This window comes from Arcticibacter sp., from assembly GCF_045629565.1.
Classification (GTDB): domain Bacteria; phylum Bacteroidota; class Bacteroidia; order Sphingobacteriales; family Sphingobacteriaceae; genus Arcticibacter.
In genome coordinates this window covers 29,325-51,684 of the sequence record NZ_JAZQRL010000049.1, presented here as the reverse complement: position 1 = coordinate 51,684, position 22,360 = coordinate 29,325, and the positions used below count along the sequence as shown (strand labels likewise).

The 22,360-nt window shown below is 46.7% G+C and carries 18 protein-coding genes; 13 read left to right on the top strand and 5 right to left on the bottom strand.

Going from position 1 to position 22,360, the window contains the following annotated elements:
- The first annotated feature begins 699 nt into the window (after positions 1-699).
- From ACKI5J_RS06860 to ACKI5J_RS06815, 10 genes are all read left to right on the top strand, one after another.
- Positions 700-3,000: a TonB-dependent receptor gene (locus tag ACKI5J_RS06860; RefSeq protein ID WP_407427856.1), complete on the top strand. Its 2,301-nt coding sequence runs from the start codon at positions 700-702 to the stop codon at positions 2,998-3,000.
- Between the two features lie 6 nt (positions 3,001-3,006).
- Positions 3,007-3,510, top strand: a complete 504-nt coding sequence (locus ACKI5J_RS06855; RefSeq protein ID WP_407427854.1) for a thioredoxin family protein — start codon at positions 3,007-3,009, stop codon at positions 3,508-3,510.
- A gap of 68 nt (positions 3,511-3,578) precedes the next feature.
- Complete coding sequence (locus ACKI5J_RS06850; protein ID WP_407427852.1) at positions 3,579-4,220, top strand: Crp/Fnr family transcriptional regulator; 642 nt, start codon at positions 3,579-3,581, stop codon at positions 4,218-4,220.
- 66 nt (positions 4,221-4,286) lie between these two features.
- A complete protein-coding gene (locus ACKI5J_RS06845) occupies positions 4,287-5,084 on the top strand; it encodes a sulfite exporter TauE/SafE family protein (protein ID WP_407427850.1) in 798 nt (265 codons plus the stop codon).
- A 127-nt stretch (positions 5,085-5,211) separates the two neighbouring features.
- Positions 5,212-5,769 carry a YeeE/YedE family protein gene (locus tag ACKI5J_RS06840; RefSeq protein WP_407427848.1) on the top strand — a complete coding sequence of 186 codons (558 nt, stop codon included), beginning with the start codon at positions 5,212-5,214 and terminating at the stop codon, positions 5,767-5,769.
- Positions 5,770-5,786: 17 nt separating this feature from the next.
- Positions 5,787-6,200 carry a DUF6691 family protein gene (locus tag ACKI5J_RS06835; RefSeq protein WP_407427846.1) on the top strand — a complete coding sequence of 138 codons (414 nt, stop codon included), beginning with the start codon at positions 5,787-5,789 and terminating at the stop codon, positions 6,198-6,200.
- 67 nt (positions 6,201-6,267) lie between these two features.
- Positions 6,268-7,614: a rhodanese-like domain-containing protein gene (locus ACKI5J_RS06830; protein ID WP_407427844.1), complete on the top strand. Its 1,347-nt coding sequence runs from the start codon at positions 6,268-6,270 to the stop codon at positions 7,612-7,614.
- Between the two features lie 316 nt (positions 7,615-7,930).
- Positions 7,931-8,935 carry a transcriptional regulator gene (locus tag ACKI5J_RS06825; protein WP_407427842.1) on the top strand — a complete coding sequence of 335 codons (1,005 nt, stop codon included), beginning with the start codon at positions 7,931-7,933 and terminating at the stop codon, positions 8,933-8,935.
- A gap of 376 nt (positions 8,936-9,311) precedes the next feature.
- Positions 9,312-10,442 carry a 3,4-dihydroxy-2-butanone-4-phosphate synthase gene (gene ribB / locus ACKI5J_RS06820; RefSeq protein ID WP_407427840.1) on the top strand — a complete coding sequence of 377 codons (1,131 nt, stop codon included), beginning with the start codon at positions 9,312-9,314 and terminating at the stop codon, positions 10,440-10,442.
- Positions 10,443-10,455: 13 nt separating this feature from the next.
- Complete coding sequence (locus ACKI5J_RS06815; RefSeq protein WP_407427838.1) at positions 10,456-11,127, top strand: hypothetical protein; 672 nt, start codon at positions 10,456-10,458, stop codon at positions 11,125-11,127.
- A gap of 4 nt (positions 11,128-11,131) precedes the next feature.
- Here the strand turns inward: ACKI5J_RS06815 and ACKI5J_RS06810 are convergent, their stop codons facing one another.
- The 5 genes from ACKI5J_RS06810 to ACKI5J_RS06790 all read right to left on the bottom strand — a co-directional run bounded on the left by ACKI5J_RS06810 (position 11,132) and on the right by ACKI5J_RS06790 (position 16,694).
- Entirely contained in the window at positions 11,132-13,369 is a 2,238-nt protein-coding gene (locus ACKI5J_RS06810; protein WP_407427836.1) for a xanthine dehydrogenase family protein molybdopterin-binding subunit, read from the bottom strand.
- A gap of 10 nt (positions 13,370-13,379) precedes the next feature.
- Complete coding sequence (locus ACKI5J_RS06805; RefSeq protein WP_407427834.1) at positions 13,380-14,399, bottom strand: FAD binding domain-containing protein; 1,020 nt, start codon at positions 14,397-14,399, stop codon at positions 13,380-13,382.
- Positions 14,392-14,877: a (2Fe-2S)-binding protein gene (locus ACKI5J_RS06800; RefSeq protein WP_407427832.1), complete on the bottom strand. Its 486-nt coding sequence runs from the start codon at positions 14,875-14,877 to the stop codon at positions 14,392-14,394. The genes ACKI5J_RS06805 and ACKI5J_RS06800 overlap by 8 nt, the downstream gene beginning before the upstream one ends.
- A gap of 66 nt (positions 14,878-14,943) precedes the next feature.
- Positions 14,944-15,552: an NTP transferase domain-containing protein gene (locus ACKI5J_RS06795; RefSeq protein WP_407427830.1), complete on the bottom strand. Its 609-nt coding sequence runs from the start codon at positions 15,550-15,552 to the stop codon at positions 14,944-14,946.
- An 8-nt stretch (positions 15,553-15,560) separates the two neighbouring features.
- On the bottom strand, positions 15,561-16,694 hold the full coding sequence (locus tag ACKI5J_RS06790) for an XdhC family protein (protein ID WP_407427828.1): 1,134 nt from the start codon (positions 16,692-16,694) through the stop codon (positions 15,561-15,563).
- 89 nt (positions 16,695-16,783) lie between these two features.
- Here ACKI5J_RS06790 and ACKI5J_RS06785 point away from each other — a divergent pair, with 89 nt between their 5' ends.
- Genes ACKI5J_RS06785 through ACKI5J_RS06775 form a run of 3 tightly spaced genes read left to right on the top strand, consistent with a single transcriptional unit; the run spans position 16,784 to position 22,298 of the window.
- Positions 16,784-18,385, top strand: a complete 1,602-nt coding sequence (locus tag ACKI5J_RS06785; protein ID WP_407427826.1) for a Na+/H+ antiporter — start codon at positions 16,784-16,786, stop codon at positions 18,383-18,385.
- 32 nt (positions 18,386-18,417) lie between these two features.
- Positions 18,418-20,391, top strand: coding sequence for a DUF3857 domain-containing protein (locus ACKI5J_RS06780; RefSeq protein ID WP_407427824.1), 1,974 nt, complete (start codon positions 18,418-18,420; stop codon positions 20,389-20,391).
- Positions 20,388-22,298 (top strand): DUF3857 domain-containing transglutaminase family protein, encoded by a 1,911-nt coding sequence (locus ACKI5J_RS06775; protein ID WP_407427822.1) that lies wholly within the window; start codon positions 20,388-20,390, stop codon positions 22,296-22,298. The genes ACKI5J_RS06780 and ACKI5J_RS06775 overlap by 4 nt, the downstream gene beginning before the upstream one ends.
- The last annotated feature ends 62 nt before the right edge of the window (positions 22,299-22,360 follow it).

Here is a 22,360-nt window from a genome sequence, read left to right as displayed (position 1 = left end):
CCATGCTCCATTCAAATATCCCGTTGTCGGTAAGATAAGTAACCAAAACACCATTTATCATCCAGGCAGAAAAACTCACAAGGAATCCAAGCGTGTTGAGAAATAAGATTTTATGCGACCTGAGCCCGACTTGAATCTCTGAAGCCATAGGTAATTTATGATGGTTCTATAGAATACACCAAATCAGCATGAATGTTTGAGGGATGAGGGTGGAATGATTAGTGGTAACAGATTTAAGATCAATGACATAGGCGGTATTCGGGATGTTGGATGTCAGTGACCAATTCATGACCAGCTAGTGGGTAGCTGGGGAGCAGCTGGGGAGCAGCTGGGGAGCAGCTGGGGAGCAGCTAGGGAGCAGCTAGTGGGTATAGCCGCAATAATGCCGCAGTGCAGCCACGTTGTAGCCACCTTTTTCTAGAAGAACGTGGCTACAACGTGGCTTTACCATGGCTAAAGTGCGGCTATACCCACAACCTGGCCTAAGCCTGATCCCACCCTGGCCTAAGTCTGATCCCACCCTGGGCTAAGTCTGATCACGGGATCGCCTATAGATATCCTGCAATTTATTGGCCGCAATAGGTGCAGCTGACCCAGAGAGATTCAGCAATCCAAAAATATTGTAACAAAGTTTCGCTATAATTGTTAGAGTTATCTAACTTAGTGTTTTTGATTAACAAAAAAAATAAATTAGGTTATATGAATTTTTTATCCTCGCTCTTATCTTTCGCACTCGTTCTCTGCTCCTTTTACGCAAACGCTCAGTCCGGAGCAGTTATGGGGAAGGTAACCGACACCTACGGTCATCCCGTAGAAATGGCTACCGTACTCCTCCCTCAATTGAAGATGGGAACCTCGGTAGACAGCCTCGGATACTACCGTATTACAGGAGTACCTAACGGACACTGGAGAATCCAGTCGACTTTTACGGGATACAAATCCTGGTCAGGACATATTGACGTATCAGATTCGGGAGCGGTAATACGCGATATAACTCTCGAAGCATCCAATGCTTCTCTCAACGAAGTGGTGGTTTCGGGAACGATGAAAGAGGTTTCAAAACTGGACAGTCCCGTTCCCGTAGAAGTGTATACCTCTAAATTTTTCAGGGCTAATCCGACACCATCTGTGTTCGACGCATTGCAAAATATTAATGGGGTGAGGCCGCAGTTGAATTGTAATGTATGTAGTACCGGCGATATTCATATCAACGGGCTCGAAGGACCCTATACCATGATTCTTATCGATGGGATGCCCATCGTGAGCGGACTGTCCACCGTCTATGGCCTGAGCGGTATACCACAATCGCTCATTGAAAGGGTAGAAATAGTGAAAGGGCCGGCATCAACGCTTTACGGAAGTGAGGCGGTAGGTGGTCTGATCAACATTATCACCAAGAATCCTTCTACGGCACCAATCCTATCCGCAGACGTTTTCAGTACGAGCTGGGCTGAGGTAAACGCCGACCTTGCAGCCAAATTCAAGGTAGGAGGGAAGGCTCATTCACTCATTGGTGTTAATTACTTTAACTACCAGAATCCGGTAGACAATAACAACGACGGATTTACAGATATCACCCTCCAAAACAGAATCTCCGTATTTAACAAGTGGAGCTTCCAGCGAAAGGAGAACCGGGTTCTGTCTATGGCAGCAAGATACGTGTATGAAGACCGTTGGGGCGGACAAATGAACTGGAACAAAAGTTACAGAGGAGGAAGTGAAGTATACGGAGAGAGTATTTATACGAAAAGATGGGAATACTTTGGGACCTATCAGCTTCCTTTAAAGGAGAAAATTACGTTCATGTTTAGTGCGAACGGACATGATCAGAATAGCGTTTACGGTACTACCCTGTATAATGCTGACCAGTATGTAGCCTTCGGTCAGCTTTCCTGGAACAAGGAGATCAAGCGGCACGATATCCTGGCCGGACTTGCTTATCGTTATACCTATTATGATGACAATACGCCGGCAACACAGTCCTTCCGGGAGCCCGGCAGAAACAAGGCGTCACATATCAACCTTCCAGGCGTCTTCGTGCAGGATGAAATCACGCTTAACGAGAACAATAAGGTGCTTTTGGGCTTGAGATATGACTACAATTCCGTTCACGGGAGTATCCTGACTCCGAGAATAAACTATAAATGGAATTCCGCGAATAAAAATAATGTTCTGCGTCTGAGCATAGGTAACGGCTACAGGGTTGCGAATGTGTTTACGGAGGATCATGCCGCGCTTACCGGATCGAGAGATGTGGAGTTCCTCAGTGATCTCAAGCCGGAGACTTCTTGGAACGGCAACATCAACTTCGTGAAAAAGATCTTTACCTCGAGTGGAGGGGTGATAGGATTTGACGCAACCGGATTCTATACATATTTTGACAACAAAATTATTGCCGATTATGATACCGATCCGAACAAGATCATATACGATAATTTGGCCGGACATGCAGTGTCTAAAGGTATTTCCCTGAATGTTGATATGGCTTTGCCTAATGGGCTGAAGTTTTTGCTGGGCGGTACGGCAATGGATGTTTACAGTAAAGAAGGAGGAGCGAAGGTGAGACAACTGTTCACTGAGCAGTTTACGGGGGTATGGAATGTGGCATATGCGTTCCGGGGTATAGGAATGACGGTTGATTACACGGGAAATCTTTATGGACCGATGCGTCTTCCTCTTCTAAGTGATACAGATCCACGACGGGAAAATTCGCCGTGGTGGAGTATTCAGAATATTCAGCTTACTAAGTCGGCAGGCAAGGGACTTGAGATCTTCGGAGGGGTTAAAAATCTTTTAAATTGGACGCCAAATAAGGGCAATCCTTTTATTATTGCCCGTGCGCATGATCCGTTTGATAAAAATGTGCAGTTTGATGCTGGCGGACAGGCAATGGTTACCCCTGAAAATCCTTACGGACTGACATTTGATCCATCTTATGTATTTGGTCCGAACCAGGGTATAAGAGGTTTCCTCGGAATACGTTATAATCTATATCGATAATACAAGATGAAGCTACCAGGAAACTTGATGAGGTTATGCATAGTGCTGTTTGTCTTTTTCGGCCTGGCACTGGCAAACCCGCCTGTCGTGAGCGGACAGGCCCGGCCGCTAGATTTTAAGGACTTGCTGGATAGCATGAGTGTCCAGCCTAAGCCTGTCTTATTGCTGCTTTCGACAGATTGGTGTGTCTATTGCAAGATGCAAAAATTTCATATTCAGCGGAATAAGAGGTTCCAGAAAAATAGCAGTCATTTTTATTATGCACAGCTGAATGCTGAGTCTAAGGAACCCATTAAAGTCAAAGGCAAAACCTACCGTTTTCTGGCAAGCGGCGAATCCTCGGGTGTTCATGAACTCGCCGTAGCACTTGGAAAGCACAATGGCACCTTGGCCTATCCCACATGGGTGGTGATGGACAGGGGCCTTAATGTTCTTTACCGTCATAGCGGAGTGCTTGACCGGCAAAATTTACAGATCCTTTCCGAGTCGCTGATTAAATTGAGTGATTAAATCTGTCAGCTTTCGGGTATAAAAGCGCATTTTTGTAATGTCACACGACATCTGATCAAGAAGAAACTATGGACCAAACAACAGTAAAGCAGCACCTTTTAGCGTCTTTTCCTCAGTTCGAGCCGGGTTTGGTTCGCATTCTTTCGGAGCATGCATCACTGAAGTATTTTGAAGCAGGCGATCTGCTGATGAATACCGGGCAGAATATGCGTTTTACCATGTTGATCGTAGAAGGTTCTGTAAAGCTTTACCGCGAAGCTGAGGATGGAAGCGAGTTCTTTATGTACTACATTCAGCCCGGAGAAGCCTGCGCGCTGTCGATGATCTGCTCGACTAAACAAGGTACAAGTGAGGTCAAAGCCAGCGCTGTGGATAAGACCACCGTGCTGGCCGTTCCTACCGGTCTGATGGATGATCTGATGAGGACCTATAAGACATGGTATTACTTTGTTTTGGAAACTTACCGGGCAAGATTCGAGGAGTTGCTGGTGGTTATTGACCATATTGCATTCAAGGCAATGGATGAAAGATTGGCGTTGTATCTCATGAAACAACACGAAGATCTCAAGACCAGGAAACTCGTGCTTACACATGGCGAGATTGCGCGGGATTTGAACTCTTCCAGAGAGGTCATTTCACGCTTGCTCAAGAAAATGGAGCAGCAAAAGAAAGTGATACTTCACCGCAGTTATATCGAATACCTGATGTAGGCCTGTGTGACTTACGTCACCGTGTTAGCGGATTTAACATGTCATATTTGTCGGAGGAAAACGGACATGGAAATTCTTGGTTATATAGCGTCGGCATTCATTGGCATCTCACTGGGACTTATAGGTGGTGGTGGTTCTATTCTCACTGTTCCGGTGCTGGTTTATTTATTTGGCGTTGACCCCTTGTTAGCGACCTCCTACTCACTGTTTGTTGTGGGATCAACGAGTTTAGTGGGGGCTTACCAAAACTGGATGAATCGTTCTGTTAATGTGAAGACCGTACTGTCTTTTGGGCTATCGTCCGTTGCAACCGTGTTTCTGATTCGGAAGTATCTGATTCCGGTAATTCCTGAACATTTATTCAGGATATCCGGGTTTGATATAACCTTGAACAAGGCTACGATGGTGCTGTTTGCACTGCTTATGATCGCAGCGGCTTTTTCAATGGTTAAAGAAGAGCAGAGCGGGGAGCCAGCGAGATCAGCACATTCGGAGAATGGCCTCAGGCTTCTGCTTCTTGGGATCGGGATCGGCGGGGCTACCGGTTTACTGGGTGCCGGTGGCGGCTTCCTGCTTGTTCCGGTCCTGGTTATTGTGCTGGGCTTGCCGATGAAAGAGGCCGTGGGAACGTCGCTAATGATCATCGCGTTAAATTCGTTGGTAGGCTTCGCAGGGGACCTGAAACACTTTCAGGTCGATTGGCCCTTTTTGCTCAAAATGGCGGCCATCGCGATTGCCGGGCTGTTTATCGGGGCATTCTTGAATACCCAAATTGATGGTGGAAATTTAAAGAAAGGATTTGGTTGGTTTGTGCTCTCAATTGGCGCCTTTATCCTGTTTAAAGAGATGTTTATGAATAACTGAGGGCTAATCCGTGCTTCTGATTAAGAATAAGATGTTCTTCGGTGACAGAAGTCACCGTCGGCTCCTGATAAATATCAGATCTTTGTTCCTTAATTATTGAAATCTGCTAATTAAAAGATGTGAATACATGATAGAACTACTTAAACAACCCTGGCCCTGGTATATTTCAGGTGCTGCCATCGCCCTCATCATGACGTTGCTGATTTATTTCGGCAAATTCTTTGGTGTATCATCAAACCTGAGAACGATATGTACTATCGCAGGTGCAGGCAAAAAGGTGAAATTCTTTGACTTTGACTGGAGAGCACAAAAATGGAATCTGATGTTCATACTTGGTGCGGTGATAGGAGGATTTATTTCCTCTGCCTTCCTGAATAATCATCAGCCCGTTGAGCTTTCTGGTGCTACCATTGCTGACCTTGAAAGCATAGGGATTGCTTTTGATGGTAAATTAAATCCTTCGCAACTATTTGGTCTGGATGCCGTATTCTCGGCCAAAGGTTTTCTTATTCTTTTGGCGGGAGGTGTACTTGTCGGATTCGGGACGAGGTATGCAGGAGGCTGTACTTCAGGCCATGCGATATCGGGATTGACCAATATGCAAATGCCTTCGCTGGTAGCGGTCATCGGATTCTTTATTGGCGGATTGCTTATGACTTATTTGATTCTTCCGCACCTGTTTTAAAACTTAAGCTCAAAAAAATGAAATCATTAAAATATATCATAGCGGGCATATTGTTCGGTATAATTATGAGTAAATCCGAGGCCATATCATGGTATCGCATTCAGGAAATGTTCCGTTTCCAGTCCTTTCATATGTATGGATTTATCGGAACAGCGGTGCTTCTTGGTTCAGTGATCGTATATCTCATTAAGAAATTTAAGCTCAGGGACTACTCAGGAAAGCCTATCGTCTTTCGTGACAAGGATAAAAGTTACCCGCGTTACCTAATTGGAGGAACAGTTTTTGGTTTGGGATGGGCGTTAACCGGTGCCTGCCCCGGCCCCATGTTCGTGAATGTTGGGTATGGGTATCTGGGGATGCTGATCGTTATATTTGGAGCGGTAGTTGGTACCTATGTATATGGACTGATAAGAGAAAAGCTTCCGCATTAAACGATGTAAGATAATTAGAGGAGATGCTTTTACAAGCTGTTTTTTAAATCAAACACCAAACAAAGCCATGAACATTAAACAATTTGAAGATAAAAATCTTGCCCATTACAGCTATGCCGTATTGAGCAATAGCCGGGAAGTGGTACTGATCGATCCCGCCCGTGACCCTAAACCTTACTATAATTTCGCTTTAGCGAATGAAGCAAAGATTATTGGCGTTATCGAAACGCATCCTCACGCAGACTTCGTAAGCAGCCACCTTCAGATTCATCAGGAAACGGGGGCGAAGGTATGGGTTAGTAAGTTGGCGAACGCAGCGTATTCTTTCAGCTCTTTTGATGAAGGCGCAGTCTTGGAGTTTGGTGATATCAAACTTAAAGCGTTAAACACGCCCGGTCATTCTCCGGATAGTATTTCAGTTGTATTGGAACATGAGTCAAAAGACATGGCCGTGTTTACGGGTGATACGTTGTTTATCGGCGATTGCGGAAGGCCGGATTTGAGAGAAAAGGGAGAGGACCTGGATTTGAAACGCGAGGAGCTTGCCCGGAAAATGTACAGCTCACTTCGGGATAAGCTGATGCTGCTGGATGATGATGTGACGGTATACCCCGCGCACGGAGCCGGAACACTTTGCGGAAAGGCTCTGAGCAAAGCAAACAGCAGTACGATAGGTGCGGAGAAATTAGCTAACTGGTCTTTGCAGCAGATGTCTGAATCAGCGTTTGTTGCAGCACTTACGGCTGATCAGCCTTTTATTCCGAAGTATTTTCCTTATGATGTTGAATTGAATAAGAAAGGCGCACCGTTTTTCGATGAAGGTCTGCAAAATGTTACCTGGGGCCGGAAAATTGATAGTGCAGAAGCAGCAGCCATGCTGGATCCGAAAATCCTGATTGTTGACACCCGGGATTCGGGTATTTATAAAAGGCAGCATCTGAAGAACTCCGTCAACATAATGGATGGGGAGAAGTTTGAGACCTGGCTGGGAACACTGGTCGCTCCGGGCACCTTGTTTTATCTCGCGGGTGAGAATGAGGGAGCGCTCACTGCTTTATTAGGGCGGATCGCGAAGATCGGCTACGAACCGTTTGTTAAAGAGGCCTTCGCGCTGGATTTCGGAGATGAGGTATCGGATATGCTGGACCTGGAGAAGTTTAAGGAAGATCGTTCTGCTTATACGATAGTCGATATAAGGAATAAAAGCGAAGCAAAAGAAAAGCCTGCTTTCCAGGAAGCCATTAACGTTCCGCTGCCGGAGCTTGCCGAACGTTTTGACGAAATTCCAACGGATAAGCCAGTTGTGGTTCATTGCGCGGGCGGGTACCGAAGCGCGGCCGGGAGCAGTTTGCTGGAAAGCAGGCTCGATGTTAAAGTTTATGATCTGAGCGAGGATATTAAGGAGTTCTATTGACAGAGACGGGCTTTAATATTTAAGGATATGGCCCGTCCCGGGAGTGATCGGTGAATCTTGCCGAACGTGGATTAATACTACCTTACACGTAAATAAACCACACTTAAATGAAATTAAACCTATCACTCCTGGTGCTGGCGCTCCCCTGTATGTCAGTGGCGCGTGCGCAAACAGCTTTTACGTAGTTCGCAAAGGGTCAAAGGAGCGATAGGAACTTGAAGAAGAGCTGAGTTTTTTTTAATCCAGGCGGTCTTGAACGATATATCGAATGCTTAAAAATTGTTACCTTGAGCAGACTTAAACTAACCAAATTGTAATGCTCTTTATTGATCCGAAGGATAAACTTCCGAAAGTTACTCAAATCGTGCAGGGGATTGTGCGTGATATTGAAAAGGGTTTGTTGAAAAAAAACGACCGGCTGCTATCGATTACTGACTTCAGTAAGAAACACAAGATCGCACGTGATACGGTTGAGAGAGCTTACAAGAAACTGAAAGAAGAGGGTTATATTATTTCGGTTCCGGGGAAAGGTAATTATATTGACGAGGTTGAGCGATCGAATATAAAGATCCTGATGATCCTGAACAAGCTGAGTTCTTATAAAAAAGATGTTTATGAGTCGTTTATTAAAACGCTCGGTCGCAAGGCTAAAGTGGATCTGCAGGTGCATCACTATGATCCCAAAATGTTGAAAGAGATCCTGGATGGGGCAAGAGGCAAGTACCACTACTACGTGATCATGCCCCATTTTTTTCAACATGTAGACAAGAAAGAACTCTCAGACATTCTGAGAAGCGTGCCGGCGCATGAGCTTGTCCTGCTGGACAAAAATGTATCATTGGACTTTGATGGATATATTGCGGTTTACCAGGATTTCAGGAAAGATATCTACGATGCACTGCGGTCTGCTTCTGACTTGGTGGATAAGTACAGCAGCATCACGATCCTATTTCCCGAGCATAGAAATCATCCTGCAGAAATTACAGACGGCATTCGACAGTTTTGTCAAGAGTATAACAAGCACTTTTCGATTGTCTCCGATGTAGGGGAGATTGAGCTGGTAAAGAGGCATATTTACATTACGCTTACTGATTCCGATCTGGCATCTCTGATAAAAAGCGTTAGGGCCGAGAGTCTTTCGATAGGAGAGGATATTGGTATAATTTCCTTTAACGAGACAGCTTTAAAGGAGTTGCTCGATATCACAGTAATCACTACAGACTTCGCGGCTATGGGAAAAACAACAGCGCGTCTGATCTTAAACAAAGAGTTCGCGCAGGTTCATAATCCTTTCAAAATCATCAAAAGGCAATCTTTGTAACCTGATGAGATCCCGCAATAAAGCGGGAGATCCTACGACATTTCAGCACTGACGAGGAGGGTCTAAGACTATCATGCCCAACCTTAACGGGAAGGAGGAGACCCCTGGCTCCCGGTTTTCTGAAGCAGGGCGGAGGACAGGCAACAGACGACAAGAGCAGGATGCAGATTTCCGCTATCTTCCGATTTGCAGAATAAAGAGCGACCAATATCTGAAGAGGAATGGTTGTTAATGAGGCAAATGAAAAGGGAGTATACAGCTGCTGCTGATGCTGAAAAGTTAGCTGAGGGCAAAAAAATACAGTATGGCCGGTATGCAGGGCAGTAAAGCAGATAAAAATTGAACAACTAATGATATTTGCAGTAGTTTTGTTGTAATGAAAAGCAGCTTAGATACAATTCAGGAGGCGATATCCGACATCCGGAACGGTAAGATCGTCATTATTGTGGATGACGACGACAGAGAGAATGAAGGTGACTTTATGGTTGCAGCCAGATTCGCTACTCCGGAAGCAATAAATTTTATGGCTACTCAGGGGAGGGGACTGATTTGCGTTCCTCTGACTGAGAAACGCTGTGATGATCTCCAGCTTGAATTGATGGTTGGTACGAATACAGCCACTCATGAAACCAATTTTACCGTATCCGTTGACCTGATTGGCAAGGGCTGCACGACCGGTATATCGGCGTCTGATCGCTCGAAGACGGTACTTGCTTTGATTGATCCTTCAACTAAGCCTTCTGATCTTGGCCGGCCCGGACATATCTTTCCGCTGCGCGCCAAGGATGGAGGGGTTTTGAGGAGAGCGGGACATACCGAAGCAGCAGTGGATCTTTCGAGCCTGGCTGGATTGGAACCTGCAGGGGTGATCGTTGAGATTATGAATGAGGACGGTGAAATGGCCCGGCTTCCGGATCTTCTTAAGCTTTCTGAACAGCTTGACATGAAAGTCATCTCGATTAAGGACCTGATTGCTTATCGTCTGAGCTCGGAGACTTCTATACGAAAAGAGGTAGCTATTACACTTCCTACGGAGTGGGGCAACTTCAATATGGTTGCTTATACGCAGCTTGATTCAGGTGATCATCATCTGGCGCTGGTAAAGGGGGAATGGGCACCGGAAGAGCCGGTCATGGTGCGTGTGCATCGGTCATGTATAACAGGGGACATTTTCGGATCTTGTCTGTGCGACTGTAATAATGTGCTGCATAAGGCTATGCAAATGGTTGACAAAGAAGGCAAGGGCGTTATCATCTATATGAACCAGGAGAGCTTTGGGACGACATTGCTCGACAAACTGTATAAATATAATGGAATGGAGGCCGGAAAGCGTGCTCCTTCTGCACCAACGGCTGTTAGTGCAGATCAGCGCGACTATGGTATCGGTGCTCAGATTCTCAGGAGTCTGGGGATTTCCAAAATGAGATTGCTTTCTAATAATCCAAAGAAAAGGGCAGGTTTGAAAGGTTACGGAATTGAGGTTGTGGATATTGTGCCGATTTCCTGAATCGGGATTCTGGTTGGATACTATTCATTTTACGGTGGCGTTTAAGAAGGAGATGTATAAATTATTTAAAACCGTATTCTTTGCCGTTCTTCTACTCTCGGTGTCTGTAGCCTATTCTCAGGATTATGTCCTTACTGCTGAGGGGGATACGCTTCGGGGGAAGATCACCGCGCTGACTTCCTCATCGCTGAAAATCAAAACAGAGGATAAACGGACAGTAAAATTAAGTCCGGAGAACGTGCTGCGGTTGTCTGATAACGGCATGAGCTACTTGAGCAGAAAAGTCTATCATAAGCAGGGCAGCGTTTGGCGCTTCCTTCGTCTGGTAGACAGCGGCGCGGTAAATCTGTTGACCCTGGATGATGGTTATTCGCCATCGGTTTCTGTATCTTCGGGCGTTTTTGGCGGTGGCATGATGGGTGGTGGCGTAGGTGTTTCGCTAGGCTCTGGGCGAGGGAAATCTCCGGCCTATTTTGTGGAAAAAGATGGTGAAAATACCGTTCTCAAAGATGTGGTGACGCGATTTATGGCTGGCGATAGCCGCAAACAGGAGGTTACAGAGATTCTTCTCAGCGTGATGGGCGATATACCGGAGATTGCTGATAAGATCAACAACGCTTCCCGGTTTACCGAGAAAACGTTGAGGGATCTTGTTTACGATTATAACGATATATCGCGTATGTAGAGTTCTATAGAAGCGAGTCAAAATGGATAGGGAACTGGTTGATTCTCTTTCCGGTAGCATGAAAGACTGCATTGGCAATTGCCGGTGGGATGGCTACCAGGCCAATTTCCCCTACTCCCTTCGTTCCCAGTTCGTTGACGATATCGTCTCTTTCTTCCACAAACACGACGTCAAGTTCGTGCAGATCGGCATGTACAGGGATATGGTATTCTGCCAGGTCCTGATTCATGTACTTACCCATTTCATGGTCAGTGATTGTTTCTTCCCGCAATGCTTTACTGATTCCCCAGATCATTCCACCTAGTATCTGGCTCCGTGCGGTTTTGGGATTAATGATTTTGCCCGCTGCTACAGTGGTAAGAGCTCGCGTTACATTGATTATTCCAAGCTCTTCGTCAACCTCTACTTCGACGAATGCGGCACTGTGAGCCGCCCTCGTATATTTCTTCAATTTCAGGGCTTTGGGAAGCGAGAGGTTGGTGGTTTTGATCATCCGGCCTTTGTTGGCTGCGATGATTTCCGTGAATGATATAGCATTGGCGGGATCTTGTTTCAGACTGATGTAGCCCCCATTGAAAATTACGTCTTCTATTTTGAGATTTTTCCATGGTGTGCCTTTGATTGCCTGCGCCTTTTTGAAAATCTTGTTACGAAGGGCAGATCCTGCGGCCTTGATGGCAGATCCTACCGTAGATACCGTAAATGAACCTCCCTGGATAGGCGCGAAGGGCATTTTACTATCTCCGTAGGAGAAAGATACGTCTTCCATCGCCAGACCGAGCTCATCGGCGGCGATCTGCGTCATGACTGTGAGTGTTCCGGTGCCGATGTCTGTAACCGCGCTCAGAACGTGTAGTTTTCCTTCTTTTGTGAGCTGAGCCTCTGCACGGGCGGGCAGCTGCATAGATTCCCAGACGCCGGTAGCCATGCCATATCCCACCAGCTTATTTCCGCGCTTCATACTTCCTGGCTGCGGACTCCGTTTATGCCAACCGAACTTCTCTGCACCTTGCAGGTAACATTGACGGAGCTCTTTGCTGGAAAAAGGCCGTCCGGTGCTTTCGTCAATTTCCGAATAATTAAGGAGGCGCAGTTCGACAGGATCCATGTTTAATGCATAGGATAGCTCATCCATAGTGCTTTCAATAGCATGGCTCCCGGTACTGCCCCCCGGGGCGCGCATATCAAGGGGAGTAAACACATCCAGAGGCACAAGCTTATACTCCATCAGGGTGTTCCTGGAAGGGTAGAGCATATTGCTCCAGTTAACAACCACTTCTGTATAATCTTCAAACTGCGAAGTTTCGGCGTATGCTGCATGATGCAGGGCCTGTATTTTGCCTGTAGCGTCTGCTCCGAAATGCGTATGCTGTAGTGTGGGAGGACGATGCCCGAAGGTAAACATCTGATGCCTGTCGAGCGTGACGCGCACCGCCCGTTTCAGTTCGATGGCGGCCATGACGGAAAAGAAGAGCTGGAACTGTGGACGAAGGCCAGAGCCGAAAGCTCCGCCTACGTAAGGGGATATCACCTGTACGTTTTTGTACTTCAATCCGAACACATTAGCAACATATAGCTGGCAGTTTACCGTGCCTTGCGTTTTATCATATATCGTAAGCTTTCCGTCTTTTCCGTAAATCGTTGTTGTAGCAAATAGTTCGAGTGGGTTGTGATGTTCGGTGCCGTGGTAGAATTCTCCGGACGCCTTTGCATAGGATCCTTCATAAGCTTTCCGGTACTCGCCGAGGGGTTTCGTCGGGAGTGGCTTCAGGAAGGTCGCCAGGCCTACTTTTGGTGTGCGGGCTTTGTCGAGGTTGTCGACCAGGTTCGTTTCGAAATCTTCTTCCTCATACTCGACGTCGATCAGTGTTGCGGCATAGCGAGCCAGTTCGAACGTTTCTGCGATTACCAGCGCTATCGGCTGTCCGTTATATTTGATTTCGGCGTCTGCGAGCGGCTTGAATGCTGCGCCAGGAGGAGCGTCCATGTCGGCATACTGGAAGTCGAACCATGCCAGAGACGGCCTGTTTTTATGGGTAAAGACTTTAATTACACCGTTGAGAGACATGGCGGGGCCTGTGTCTATATTTCTGATTTTTCCTTTCGTGATAATGCTATTGACTATATAGCCATATACCAGGTTCTCCGCCGGATATTCTCCCGCATACTTTGCTGCTCCCGTAACTTTCAAATGTCCTTCCAGACGGTTCAGCGATTTTCCTATTGATGGTTGAACTGACATGCTTTATCGTTTAGACTGAAGGCTGCGCGCCGGGTAGTTGAGATGAGGGGTCGAGCGCCATGATGCAGTTGCGAACGATTGCTCTTTTGGCCAGCTCGATTTTGAAGCTGTTGTATTTGTAAGGTACCGCACCTTGCAGGATTATGTCTGCGCATGCGGCGAAGTTTTCTCTCACTGCAGGCTTTCCTGTTAAGAATTGTTCGGCTTCCACATTCCTCCATGGTTTATGGGCTACTCCTCCGAGGGCTATGCGGGCATCAGTAATGATGTCGCCGTCAAGCTCCAGGCCGGTAGCGATAGAGACAAGAGCGAATGCATAAGAGTTTCTGTCGCGTAACTTCAGATAGGAGTAATTTTCGGAGAATCCTTTTTGCGGGAGATCAATGCTTGTGATGAGTTCCCCATACTGCAGGTTGTTGTCCAGATGAGGGGTTTCTCCGGGTAGACGATGGAACTCAGGGAAAGGAATGCTGCGCACTCCCTGGGGCCCGTTTACATTGACAACGGCATCAAGAGCAGCCAAACCGACACTCATATCTGAAGGATATACGGCGATACAGTGTTCGCTGGTTCCAAGAATAGCCATAATCCGGTTATAACCAGGGATGGCGGAGCATCCTGTACCCGGCTCCCTCTTGTTGCAGGGGCTGCTTGCGTCATAGAAATAGTAACAGCGCGTCCTCTGCAGGAGGTTACCCCCGTTTGTTGCCATATTACGGATCTGTGCAGATGCGCCGGCCAGAATCGACCTGGATAGTAGTGGATATCGGCTCCCGACCAGGGGGTGATAGGCAGTATCCGCGTTGGTGGCCAGGGCGCCCAAACGCAGGCCTCCCGACTCGGTTTCAGTAATGCCCTGATGACTGCCAGTATGATTGATATCGACAAGCGTGTCGGCGGACGTCAGAAAGTACTTCAGCAGATCAAGGATGTTCGTGCCGCCGGCAACGACTTGTGTGCCTTTGGCAGCTGTTAGCTGACTGATCGCCTCATCAAATGAACCGGCCCTCCGGTATTCGAAATTATTCATTAGAACCTCCTTCCATCACTTCCATTATGGCGTCGATTATTCCGATGTTGGCACCGCAACGACAGAGGTTACCGCTCATAAGCTCTTTGACATCGGCCCTGGTTTTTGCTTTTCCTTCCTCAATCATACCGATAGCGCTACAGATCTGTCCGGGTGTACAGTAGCCACATTGGAAGGCGTCATGTTCAATGAACGCCTTTTGCAAGGGATGCAGCTGTTCGCCGTCAGCGATACCTTCGATGGTGGTTATACTGGCGCCGTCTTTCATAACGGCAAGTGTGAGGCAGCTGATGATCCTTTTTCCGTTGCTCAGAACCGTGCAGGCTCCGCATTGTCCATGGTCGCAACCTTTCTTGGTGCCCGTCAGCTGCAGGTGATCACGCAAGGCATCCAATAGTGATACCCAGGGTAGCACCTGAAGAGAATACTGTTGCTTATTGATGTTCAGATTGATGGAGCGAAGCTCGGGTGCTGCCATACTAATAAAATTAAAGGTAGATGATCTGTAGGTTAGGAATAGAACAGACTGCCTGATAAAAAAGTTTTAGCTCTTGTCGGTTACATTGCTAAGATACCGGTGATAATCTCCAGGAGTGTCAAGATCAATATCGCCATTAGGGAAGGGTATATGTACTACCTGAACGGTTGGGTTGCTTAATATTTTTTTTGCGCCTTCCTGTCCGCTCAGCGCCATCAAGAGGGGAAAGTAGTGGCTGTCGAACAGCACGGGTACGCCTGCAGTATCGTTGTAAACTGATGCCACGATGCTGCGGGGGGTCTTTTCATGAGCGGATATAAGCCGGGCAAATACTTGTGCTGTAAGGAAGGGCTGATCGCAGACGCTGATCAGGCATCCTTTGACGCTCGGGTTGCTGCCTTGCACGGCCTTCAGTCCGGTTTTAATAGAAGATGCCATTCCTTCCCGCCATGAAGCGTTGTAGCAGATAGAGATACTGCTGTCGCTGGCTAATTCGGAGGAGATAGCATCCGCATTTGCGCCGTAAACGACATAGACGGCGGAGGGAAGCAGGATTTTCGCCTCGTCGATAGTGTGTTTCAGCAATGTTTTGTCATGTATTTTCAAAAGCTGCTTAGCACGTCCCATTCGGCTTGAACTCCCTGCGGCGAGGATAATGATTGCGTAGTCTTCCATCTTTAATATTAAGCCTGGAGTTTCTTGCTTCTGGAATGTATGGATTCTTCTTTTTCCCGAAGAAATTTCGGGTTGCGGCTGGAGAAAACTGCTTTTATTTCAGATACTACAGATAGGGCGATTTCCTCGGCAGTTTCGGCTCCCAGATCCAAACCAACGGGACTGTAAATAATGTCACGCATGGCTTGTGGTAGTATAAAGCCTGTATCGGCGAGATCGTCGATCATTCGAAAGAACTTCTTTTTAGGTCCGAGAATACCGATATAGGCACAGCTGACCGTTGCCAGTTGTTTTAATACTTCCAGGTCGTAATTATAGTTATGGGTCATCAATACAAAAGCTGTCCGGTTGTCGATCGTCACGTTGTCCAGGGCTGAATCAGCCCTGGATACAATAATCTGGTTCACGTTGGGAAACCGCTGCCTGTTAGCATGCGTATGTCTCCCGTCCACCAGGGTAGTGCTCCAGCCAAGAATGCCCGCCATCTCGGTCAGGGGAATGACGTCATTGCCTGCACCAAGTACTACCAGTGCTATTTTGGGTTCCACAAGTTCAACAAAGCCCACGAGGTCATGTCTGTAATCTTTAACCAGACTGACCTGTGCGGATAGAGCCGTTTGAGCATCGTGACGTAGGTTGGAAGGAAGTTCTTGATCCCGTGTGCGGTCATTAACAATAAATTCGCTGTCGTTCAGCAGGCAGCTGGTTCCGGGCTGATGCTGGTTCCTGAGGAGGGAGAACAACGTTACAATAACGGAGCAGCGGCGTTCGGTAGTCGCTTTCTTTAAAAGCGCAATGGGGTTATGTTGTGCCTGTGGGTTGATAGGTTCAAAGAGAATGTGAATGATGCCGTTGCACCCGAGCTGTACGCCGAAACCTGCCTCGTTCTCGTTATTGGTATCATACGTCACCAGCTTGTTTTGGTCTTCATGTATCGCCAAAAGTGCTTTGCGCAGCGCATCACCCTCCAGGCAGCCTCCGCTGATCGCGCCTGTTAATTCTCCTGTCTCGGTGACGAGCATGCGTGCACCTGGCCTACGGTATGAAGACCCTTCGACATGGACAACAGTAGCCAATGCGGTTTTTGTCTTTTGTGCCAAGGCTCTTTTATATGCTTTGATAATATCGTCTATTTCTTTCATTCCCTATTTGCAGATTGGCTTAACGGCCGGCTTGATAAAACATCCAAAGGAACGGTATGTTTTATTTACCTTTATAAGGAGCCATTATTATGATACATCAAAACCTCCTGCTGATTATGACTTTGTTTTTCGCCATGGCTCTGCTTTACCTGCTGAGTCAGAAGCTAAAAATTTCATATCCTATTTTTTTGGTAATCGGCGGGTTGGGTATTTCACTGCTGCCGGGGATGCCCCTGATCAGAATTAATCCGGATCTTGTGTTTTTGATCTTCCTTCCTCCGTTGCTGTTTGAAGCGGCCTGGAATACTTCATGGCAAAGTTTGTGGCGCTGGAGAAGATCGGTGTTTTCCCTGGGCTTCGGTTTGGTTTTCTTCACATCACTGGCAATAGCTTATTTCTCGGCCAATATCATACCGGGTTTTACGCTTGCGCTCGGGTTCCTTCTAGGAGGAATTATCTCCCCGCCGGATGCGGTGGCCGCTACTTCTGTTTTAAAAGGCCTGAATATGCCAAAGCGGGGACTGGCCATATTGGAGGGGGAGAGCCTGGTGAATGATGCAGCTTCGCTGACAGTGTTCCGCTTTGCGACTGCGGCTGTGTTAACAGGCCACTTTGTTTTGCAGGAAGCGGCAGTAGATTTCCTCGAGCTTGCGGTGATGGGGGTGTTTGTAGGGTTAGTTATTGCTCATGTTCTTTATTTCATGCTGCGATTCTGGGCACGTTCATCCAGTATTACGACACCCATTACGCTGATTGCTCCTTACCTGATGTATACCACTGCTGAAGAGTTTGAATGGTCAGGTGTACTCGCTGTGGTTAGCGGCGGGCTCTTCCTGTCATTTCGTTCCCATGAATTTCTTAACTACCACACGCGCATACAGACTAAAGAGGTATGGGAAACGGTGGGATTTTTGTTAAACGGTTTTGTGTTCATTTTAATAGGACTGGAGCTTCCTTTGATTGTCGAAGAGCTGGGCGATTATTCCAGGGAAGAGGCGATCACCTATGCTTTGATGATCAGCGCGATTGTGATCGTGATCCGGATCATACTGGTTTACCTCTCAACCTTCCTTCCACGTATGCTCAGCGGAAAGGTTCGTCGGAGTGAAAATCATCCCGGGTATAAGCTTCCATTTATCATTGGATGGGCGGGGATGAGAGGGGTAGTGTCACTCGCATCGGCACTGGCGATTCCGCTTACGATGAGTAATGGAGATGAATTTCCGCACCGTAACCTGATCTTGTTTATCACTTTTGTTGTGATTCTTGTCACGCTTGTGTTTCAAGGTCTTACCCTGCCGTTCTTTCTAAAATGGCTAAAGGTTGAAGAGGTTGACGACTATATGCCCGCTGAGGAGCAGTTTGAGGCCATCAGGCTGCAGCTTGCCAGGCAGTCTGTGGCTTACCTCGAAAAACATTACAGTAAAGAAATGTATGAAAGCGAAGCAATAAAGCGGATACGTGAACAGCTTGAACGCACGATCCGCGTGTCTGAACTGGCCGAAAGCGGAAAGCTGAACGTGGATGTTGGTTCAGTGAAGAAGCTATACAAAAAGGTGATGCTGGAGTTGATCAACCTGCGCCGAAATACGCTACAAGTTATTGCCGGAGAGAAGCAGTATGATGAGGAGGTGCTCAGGGATATGGAACATAATTTAGACCTGGAAGAAGCACGACTAAATAAGAAATAGATTGCTATATTTAGGCACCTAAACTATCATACATGAAAGGATCTTTACTTGGCGTTTTGCTGTTTCTAGCATCGTTCTTAACTGTCTATGCTCAGGATTTTGAGTTTGCACAGCTCAATCCCGAAGAACTCGACCTGAAGAAATATGCTGCCGATACAACGGCGAACGCAGTTGTATTACGCGAATTTGGAACGGCGAGAATCAGCAATGGCTTCCGCACCCCCTTAATATTTGATTATCACGTCAGGATAAAAATCTTTAATAGTAAGGGTTTTGATCAGGGAGATGTTATTATCCCTGTGTACAAGACAGATAATGATCAATTTGAATCGGTATCGAAAATTAAAGCGGTAACCATTTCGCAGGACCAGAACGGAAATGTGGTAAGGACGCCTCTGGATGACAGGAAGGTGTTTAAGGAGAATAAGAACAAGCATTGGGACCATGTGAAATTTGCGATGCCTAATATGAGGGACGGATGCATTATCGAATACAGTTATCAACTGGAATCTCCGTATGTTTTCAACTTCAGGAACTGGGTTTTCCAGTGGGATATTCCGAAGATGTACAGTGAATATATTGCGAGGATACCGGCTGTATATAATTACAACGTGGCTTTGAAAGGGAGTCAGCCGCTGACAACGAATAAGGCAGAGTTGGAGAAGGAATGTTTCACCCCTGGAGGTGGTGTCAAGGCGGATTGCTCGAAACTCTTCTATGTCATGGAAAATATACCGGCACTAGTGGAAGAGGATTATATGACAGCGTCGAGTAACTTTCGCTCCGCTATCACTTTTGAGCTGTCGGATTATGTAGACTATACCGGTGTTAAGCGTAAGGTAACGCAGGAGTGGAAGGATATTGACCTGGAGTTAAAAAGAGAAGCATTATTTGGGTCGCAGATAAAGAAAACGGATCTTTTTAAGGAAAGGCTGGAGCCCGTGCTGCGGGGAACCACCGATGAACTTAGCAAAGCAAAAGCGGTGTATGGCTATATACAAAAATGGTTTAAGTGGAACAATTCAAGGCATTTTTACAGTGAAGACGGTATAAAGAAAGCGCTTGAGAAGCATTCTGGAAATGTGGCTGATATCAACCTTTCTCTGCTGGCTGCGTTGGGAGCCGCAGGTGTGGATGCCGATGCTGTTTTGCTATCTACACGTGAAAATGGTATCATCAACAAGTTGTATCCCGTATTGAGTGACTTCAACTATGTAGTGGCTAAGGTAAATATTGGTGACAAAAGTTATCTGCTTGATGCTACCGACCCTCTTTTACCTTTCGGACTGCTTCCTATTCGTTGTATAAACGATCAGGGGCGGGTTGTTAGCCTGTCCAAACCCTCATACTGGACCGACCTTAAAGCGTCACAAAAGGAGAGCAAAGTCTATTCGCTGAATCTTATACTGGCGGAAACCGGAAAAATAAAAGGAACAATTACGGGCTATTCAATGGGCTATGAAGCTTATAACAAGCGCAGCGCAATCAAAAAGTTTACTTCGCTGGAGGAATATGTGGAGAATCTGGACGAGAAGATGCCACGGATAAAGATCCTGGGTTTTGATCTTAAAAACGTGGATAGTCTGGATCATTCGCTGGTGGAGACGTACGAGGTGGAAATCGATGCTTACGATAACCTTGATAAGGAGCAATTTTCCTTTAATCCTTATTTTATGGATCCGATCCAGGAGAATCCTTTCAAATTGAACAGCCGGTCTTATCCGGTTGACTGGGGAGCACCTTCGGATACGCGAGTAAGTGTAGTGCTTAACTATCCGGATACTTTCGAGCTGGCGAGCAAGCCCGGGAATGTCGGACTTGCACTTCCAGACGGTGGTGGCCGATATATGGCAAGTATGGAGCAGGCAAACAATCAGCTGACATTGTCGCAAATGACACAATTAAATAAATCCATATACCTGGCGCATGAATATCCGGCGCTGAAGGAACTATTTAACAGGATCGTGCAGACACAGAAGGCAGAGGTGATATTCCGGAAGAAATGAGGCGGTTCGTGATACTTATTTGTTTCTGCTTCTGGCATAGCCTGGCGGTGAAGGGGCAGCAAAGCTATGCTGCTAGTCTTATTTCTTCCGATCTGAAAGTTCGCGCGGGCGCTGTGGTTCGCAACGAAGAGCTTACCATTGAAGTGAAGTCGTTCAATCAGGTGGATTACCGGTACAAGAGAGTGGTTACGGTTCTGAATAGCAGTGCAGACGCGGAGGCGAAAATTGCCGTCTGGTATAATAAAACCAGAAACATCAAATCTATAAAGGCGACCATATATAACGAATTTGGTGTACCCATAAGTAAGATTTCGTTAAAGGATTTCAGAGATGAGAGTGCAGCCAGCAACTATTCCTTATTTGAAGACTCTCGGGTGAAGCGCTTTAATCCGGCAGTGGTGACGTATCCGTTTACACTTGAATATGAATACGAGATCCGCTCCAGGCAAAGTCTGATATTCCCGGAATGGTCTGCTATTCAGGAAGAAGGTGTTTCTCTTGAGTTTTCGCGGTTTACTTTTCTGTGCGGTGTCGACTTCGGCATCAGGTTTAAGGAGCTTAACTATCCAGGGAAGGTACTGATGAGTACTGACGCTAAGGGGCAAAAAAGCTATGTATGGGAGGTTAAGAATGTGAAGGCGTTCAAAGCAGAGCCTTACAGTCAGGATCCTTCCCTGGTGATGCCTGCAGTAAAGGTTGCCCCTGAAAAATTTACATTTCAGGATGTAACGGGATCTTTCGGCAACTGGAAAGAGTATGGACAGTGGATGAACGATGCGCTGTTGAAAGGTAAGGATAAGATTCCGGAAGAGACGCTCGCTATGGTGAGGGAGCTGATAGCGGAGGTGGATGGACCAAGAGAAAAAGCCCGGAAGATTTACGAGTTTATACAACAAAAAACAAGGTATGTAAGTGTGCAGATAGGCATCGGAGGGTATGAACCCGTACCGGCGAGCGAAGTAGACCGTCTCGCATATGGAGATTGTAAGGGCTTGGTTAACTACGCGAAAGCTTTGCTGGCGGCAGCGGGTATTAAATCATACTACACGCTTGTGGAAGCTGGAAACTATAAAACAGATGCAATAGTAGACTTCGCCAGTATGAACCAGTTCAATCATGCGATTCTGTGCATACCTTTTGAAAAGGATACTGTCTGGGTCGATTGTACCAGCAAGACGCTTCCCTTTGGGTATCTGGGTGATTTTACGGATGACCGCCTGGTGCTGGCGTGTACTGAAGATGGCGGAAAGTTACTACGGACTCCGAAGATGAAAACAGATGAGAATCTGCAGATGAGAAAAGGAACCTTCGCGTTAAGTGCTGAAGGTGAACTTGTGGGAAAGATGACAACGACTTTTGCTGGCTGGCAGTATGACAACCGGGAGGCATTGATAGGAGAACCGTTAAAGGAGCAAGTAAAGATGCTGAGGGAAATTTACCCTTTAAATAATTTGGAAATACAGGCGGTCAGTCTACAACAGGACAAAGGTGACCGTCCGAAAGTTACAGAAAGTCTTGAATTTCATGCCCGGGACTATGCTTTAATCAACGGGGATCGCTATACCTGGTCACTTAATGTAATTAACCGGGGCCGAAGTCTCAGAGAGGTGGTTAACCGTAAGAATCCCGTGTATATCAGCCGTGGTTATATCGATTTGGACGAGATTGCTTATTCATTGCCTGACGGTTACACAATAGAATCCAGACCGGCGGACCATAACCTGAAAACTGATTTCGGTGAGTTTAGCGCTGAAAGTACGCTGAGCGGTAATGTATTGGTATACAAACGGAAGCTGCGTTTAGACGAAGGCTTATATCCTGCGGAAGCATACGCCAAACTTGTTGAGTTTTACCAGCGTGTTTATGAGTTTGACAGGGCCGGACTGACGTTGATCAAAAATAAATAAGACGCTTCTTGATGCGGAGCATTTTGTTAGGATATTGTGATTCAATGCTTTGGTGAATATCC

Excerpts from the sequence above, each read along its gene's own strand:
- ACKI5J_RS06860 (WP_407427856.1), top strand. The coding sequence starts at position 700 with ATGAATTTTTTATCCTCGCTCTTATCTTTCGCACTCGTTCTCTGCTCC.
- ACKI5J_RS06855 (WP_407427854.1), top strand. The coding sequence starts at position 3,007 with ATGAAGCTACCAGGAAACTTGATGAGGTTATGCATAGTGCTGTTTGTC.
- ACKI5J_RS06850 (WP_407427852.1), top strand. The coding sequence starts at position 3,579 with ATGGACCAAACAACAGTAAAGCAGCACCTTTTAGCGTCTTTTCCTCAG.
- ACKI5J_RS06845 (WP_407427850.1), top strand. The coding sequence starts at position 4,287 with ATGGAAATTCTTGGTTATATAGCGTCGGCATTCATTGGCATCTCACTG.
- ACKI5J_RS06840 (WP_407427848.1), top strand. The coding sequence starts at position 5,212 with ATGATAGAACTACTTAAACAACCCTGGCCCTGGTATATTTCAGGTGCT.
- ACKI5J_RS06835 (WP_407427846.1), top strand. The coding sequence starts at position 5,787 with ATGAAATCATTAAAATATATCATAGCGGGCATATTGTTCGGTATAATT.
- ACKI5J_RS06830 (WP_407427844.1), top strand. The coding sequence starts at position 6,268 with ATGAACATTAAACAATTTGAAGATAAAAATCTTGCCCATTACAGCTAT.
- ACKI5J_RS06825 (WP_407427842.1), top strand. The coding sequence starts at position 7,931 with ATGCTCTTTATTGATCCGAAGGATAAACTTCCGAAAGTTACTCAAATC.
- ribB (WP_407427840.1), top strand. The coding sequence starts at position 9,312 with ATGAAAAGCAGCTTAGATACAATTCAGGAGGCGATATCCGACATCCGG.
- ACKI5J_RS06810 (WP_407427836.1), bottom strand. The coding sequence starts at position 13,369 with ATGTCAGTTCAACCATCAATAGGAAAATCGCTGAACCGTCTGGAAGGA.
- ACKI5J_RS06805 (WP_407427834.1), bottom strand. The coding sequence starts at position 14,399 with ATGAATAATTTCGAATACCGGAGGGCCGGTTCATTTGATGAGGCGATC.
- ACKI5J_RS06800 (WP_407427832.1), bottom strand. The coding sequence starts at position 14,877 with ATGGCAGCACCCGAGCTTCGCTCCATCAATCTGAACATCAATAAGCAA.
- ACKI5J_RS06795 (WP_407427830.1), bottom strand. The coding sequence starts at position 15,552 with ATGGAAGACTACGCAATCATTATCCTCGCCGCAGGGAGTTCAAGCCGA.
- ACKI5J_RS06790 (WP_407427828.1), bottom strand. The coding sequence starts at position 16,694 with ATGAAAGAAATAGACGATATTATCAAAGCATATAAAAGAGCCTTGGCA.
- ACKI5J_RS06785 (WP_407427826.1), top strand. The coding sequence starts at position 16,784 with ATGATACATCAAAACCTCCTGCTGATTATGACTTTGTTTTTCGCCATG.
- ACKI5J_RS06780 (WP_407427824.1), top strand. The coding sequence starts at position 18,418 with ATGAAAGGATCTTTACTTGGCGTTTTGCTGTTTCTAGCATCGTTCTTA.
- ACKI5J_RS06775 (WP_407427822.1), top strand. The coding sequence starts at position 20,388 with ATGAGGCGGTTCGTGATACTTATTTGTTTCTGCTTCTGGCATAGCCTG.